3 protein-coding genes are annotated in these 3,620 nt (G+C 58.5%); all 3 read left to right on the plus strand.

What is annotated here, in order from left to right:
* The first annotated feature begins 298 nt into the window (after nucleotides 1-298).
* Nucleotides 299-1,960 (plus strand): ABC transporter substrate-binding protein, encoded by a 1,662-nt coding sequence (locus EOA86_RS26735; RefSeq protein ID WP_091598658.1) that lies wholly within the window; start codon nucleotides 299-301, stop codon nucleotides 1,958-1,960.
* Nucleotides 1,961-1,987: 27 nt separating this feature from the next.
* Nucleotides 1,988-2,962, plus strand: coding sequence for an ABC transporter permease (locus EOA86_RS26740; RefSeq protein ID WP_091598655.1), 975 nt, complete (start codon nucleotides 1,988-1,990; stop codon nucleotides 2,960-2,962).
* The coding region (locus EOA86_RS26745) for an ABC transporter permease (protein WP_164892001.1) at nucleotides 2,959-3,620 on the plus strand (662 nt) is incomplete at its 3' end. The genes EOA86_RS26740 and EOA86_RS26745, both read left to right, overlap by 4 nt.

Here is a 3,620-nt window from a genome sequence, read left to right on the forward strand (position 1 = left end):
GTCGTATGTATTTCCGGCTATCCGGATCCGAAGCCGCCGAGACCAACATTAAGCTGGTCTGCTACTACAAGAACATCCTTGGCCGCCCAGCTTGGCTTCTGCGTTGCGACACCCTATGAGCGAGGGATCTTCCACTCGCCACCAGCAACGTTGCTTTCGTGCGTACAAGCGGACAAAAACGCAGATTTGCTGCCATAATGCGAGATAATTCGCGCAAACCGCCCAGGCACATAGGTACACTCACGGCGAACCGCCCCGCGAGAGCGGGGCGGTGACAAGAAAAGGGTGGGGAACAAAAATGGATGACTGGCCATTCAGGCGACGTGCAGTCGTGAAAGCGATGCTTTTGGGATCGGCCGTGCCTTGCGTTCTGAGCTCAAGGGCGTTCGCCGCGTTGTCGTGCGATGGTCACATCGTGCGCATGGGCGCAAACGTCTCCCCCGATACGTTGAATCCGTTCGCCTCCTACAGCAATTGGTGGCCGCTAGTTTACACCTATGACTTTCTGGTCTGTGTGGACGCTCAGCGCCATGCTGATCGGAGGGGATTTGCCAAGGAGTGGTCGGTCGCTGACGATAACGTCACGTGGACTTTCAAAATCTGGCCTGGAATGAAGTGGTCGGATGGCCAGCCCGCCACGGCCAAGGATGCCGCGTTCACCTATAATTATGTGCGCAAGTCCATCGGCACGCCCAACGAACTGAACGCCGGCTGGAACAGCACTGAGGGCATGCAAAACGTCGAGTCCATCACGGCGCTCGACGACGATACGTTGCAAATCGTGACCAAGTCCCCCACGCGTTGGCCAATCGACAACGGTGTAATGATGGTTCCCGAGCACATCTGGAAGGATGTCTCCTACGCCGATGCGCGCAGCACCTTCCGAAACGACCCGCCGTTGGTGGGAACCGGGCCGCTTATCATCCAGGACTTTCAGCAGGGCCAGTTTGTCCGCCTCTCGCCGAACCCGCACTTCCGCACCGGACAGCCAAAGACGGCCGGGATGGTCTTCAATTTCTTCAATACGGCCGATCCCATCGCGCAAGGTCTGAAGAGCGGCAATCTCGACTATGGCATCAGCCTCACAGCTTCCCAGTGGGCGGATCTGTCGAAGGATTCTGCCATCGAGGTCGGTCAAAACCGCATTGAGCAGCGAGACTATTTGGCCTTCAACACCGCCTCGGGGGACGGTGCAGGCAGTACCGAGGCCCTTCAAGATCCGGCGTTTCGTGATGCGATCAGCTACGCGATCGATCAGAAGGCTATCGTCGAGCGGGCCTACCAAGGTCACGCCGACGCTGGCGCGGGGTTGGTGATGCCGGCCGCGGCCGATTACTACTCGGACCTGAGTAACATCAGGCGCCACTTTGATCTAGAGGAGGCGGCCCGCCGCCTCGATTCCGCCGGTTATCGGGATGTCGACGGTGACGGCATCCGGGAAGACAAGGAAGGAAACAAGCTCCAGCTCGAGTTAATTACTGGAACGTCTTCGGGCACCCTCGAGATACCGATCGCGGTAGTGCAGCTTATCGCTGGCTGGTTGGGACAAATTGGAATCCCTGTATCCGTAACACAGCTCGACTCCGGCGCCCTTAGTGCACGTACAAAGGCGCCGGCGAAGGGCGGTGGGGGTTGGGACCTGCTCGTTGCCGCAGGTTGGCGGTCTCCCTCGGCTCACGACCTGCTCGTTTTGGGCAAAAGTGCCGATTCCAGCAACACGTCATACTGGAGCAACGAGAAGTTCGATCAACTTCTGTCTGAGGTCGAGATCACCGTCGACCTCAAGAAGAGCCAAGAGCTGGTCGACCGGGCGGTGCGCCTGATTTACGCTGAAGCCCCTTACATAATCCTAAGTTACCCGCTCATGCTCGATGCCCATCGCAAGGATTGTTTCGAGGGCTGGGGCACAGAGATTTCGGGGTGGAGCTACTACCCATTCGATCGCCTGAAGTCGGTTTGAGATGGTCTTGATGGAAAGCGAGGCCAAATGAGCCGGCGGATCGGGCGGATTCTCCTCAGGGCGGTCATCACGCTTGTGATGGTTGCAATCCTGAACTTTGGCTTGTTCAGAGTCATTCCCGGCGACCCTGCATCGCTTCTGCTCGGCGGGGCGCGCACCAGCGTGACCGACGAGCAGATCGAGGCGCAGCGTCAGAACTGGGGCCTCGACCGGCCGCTGTTCCCTGACCAGGCGCTCGACTACTTGTCGGCGACTCTCCAGGGCGATCTTGGCTACAGCTTCAAGTTCAGGGGTAGGCATGTCGCTGACCTGATTTTAGAACGCTTGCCGGCCACCATTGTCCTGGTCGGTCTAGCCCAATTTATCGCCATCCTATGCGGGGTTATGCTTGGCGTATATGCTGGTTGGCGTAGAGGAGGAGCCGTCGACCATGCCGCCACGGGGGTCTCTCTGGCGCTCTATTCTACCCCATCTTTCTGGCTCGGCATGCTCCTGGTGGTGATCTTCAGTACGGCATTGGGCTGGCTTCCGGGCTACGGGGCATATTCACCAGGCGCTAACGTCGGTTCCCTTGACTTGGCGCTTGATTATCTGCGGCATCTCGCGCTCCCGGTCACCGCCGTGGCCCTTGGACTAATCGGCCAATACGTCGTGGTCGCTCGTGCTGCGATGAGCGACGTCGTCACCGAGGACTACATGGTGACCGCACGGGCCAAGGGACTGACCGGCGGTCAGATGCTGATGCGTCATGCTTTTCGCAACGCAATGCTGCCGGTCGTAACCTTGATCACCCTCAATCTTGGCTACGTGGTGGCGGGTGCCATCACCGTCGAAGCTGTGTTCGCCTGGCCGGGCATCGGCGGTCTGACCGTGGAGGCGCTCAACGCACGGGACTACCCGGTCCTTCAAGGCATATTCCTGTTGCTCGGCGTCTCGATTGTTATGGCAAACCTCATAGCCGATCTAGCCTACGGCCTGCTTGATCCGAGGGTCCGACAATGAGCAAAAGTACAATTCGGTATTCTGGGCGTACGAGGGCGCGTGCTATCAAAACCTTTCTAGGTCAGTTTCTTGGCTACGGCGGAGCTCAGCTTGGCCTGTTGTGTCTGGTATTCTTTCTTGTTACGGCAGCGATGCCCAATATCCTGGTGGGACCGCTTCAGACTGCGATCAATGCAACCGGCGATTTCCTCGCGCCACCTTCAGGCCAGCATCTGCTGGGGACCGATGAAGTGGGACGGGACGTCCTCAATCTGGTCGTCCATGGTGCCCGGATCTCACTTACGATAGCGCTACTGGCGACCGTGATCAGCCTCGTCGTCGGCACCACGGTCGGAATGACCGCGGGCTACTTTGGTCGCTGGGTTGACGTCTGGCTGATGCGCTTGACGGACTTCTTTTTTGTCATGCCCTCCTTCGTGCTTGCGCTGGTCATCACACCCGTAGTTCTCGAGGTGATGGGGCGGGGCAGAGAAATCCTCGGCTTCCGTCCTTCTCTTTTCGTGATCCTTGTCGTTATCGGCATGACAAGCTGGGCGTTCGTCGCCCGTGTTGTTCGCAGCCAGACACTGTCGCTTAAGGAGCGAACATTTGTTGACCGCGCGCGCGTTGCAGGCAGCAGCAATTTCAGCATCATGGTGCGGCACATCCTGCCTAATCT

It is taken from the genome of Mesorhizobium sp. M5C.F.Ca.IN.020.32.2.1, assembly GCF_004023105.1.
Lineage (GTDB): Bacteria > Pseudomonadota > Alphaproteobacteria > Rhizobiales > Rhizobiaceae > Mesorhizobium > Mesorhizobium wenxiniae.

What these genes read in the sequence shown, in the direction of transcription:
- EOA86_RS26735 (WP_091598658.1), top strand. Translation starts at nt 299, where the DNA reads ATGGATGACTGGCCATTCAGGCGACGTGCAGTCGTGAAAGCGATGCTT.
- EOA86_RS26740 (WP_091598655.1), top strand. Translation starts at nt 1,988, where the DNA reads ATGAGCCGGCGGATCGGGCGGATTCTCCTCAGGGCGGTCATCACGCTT.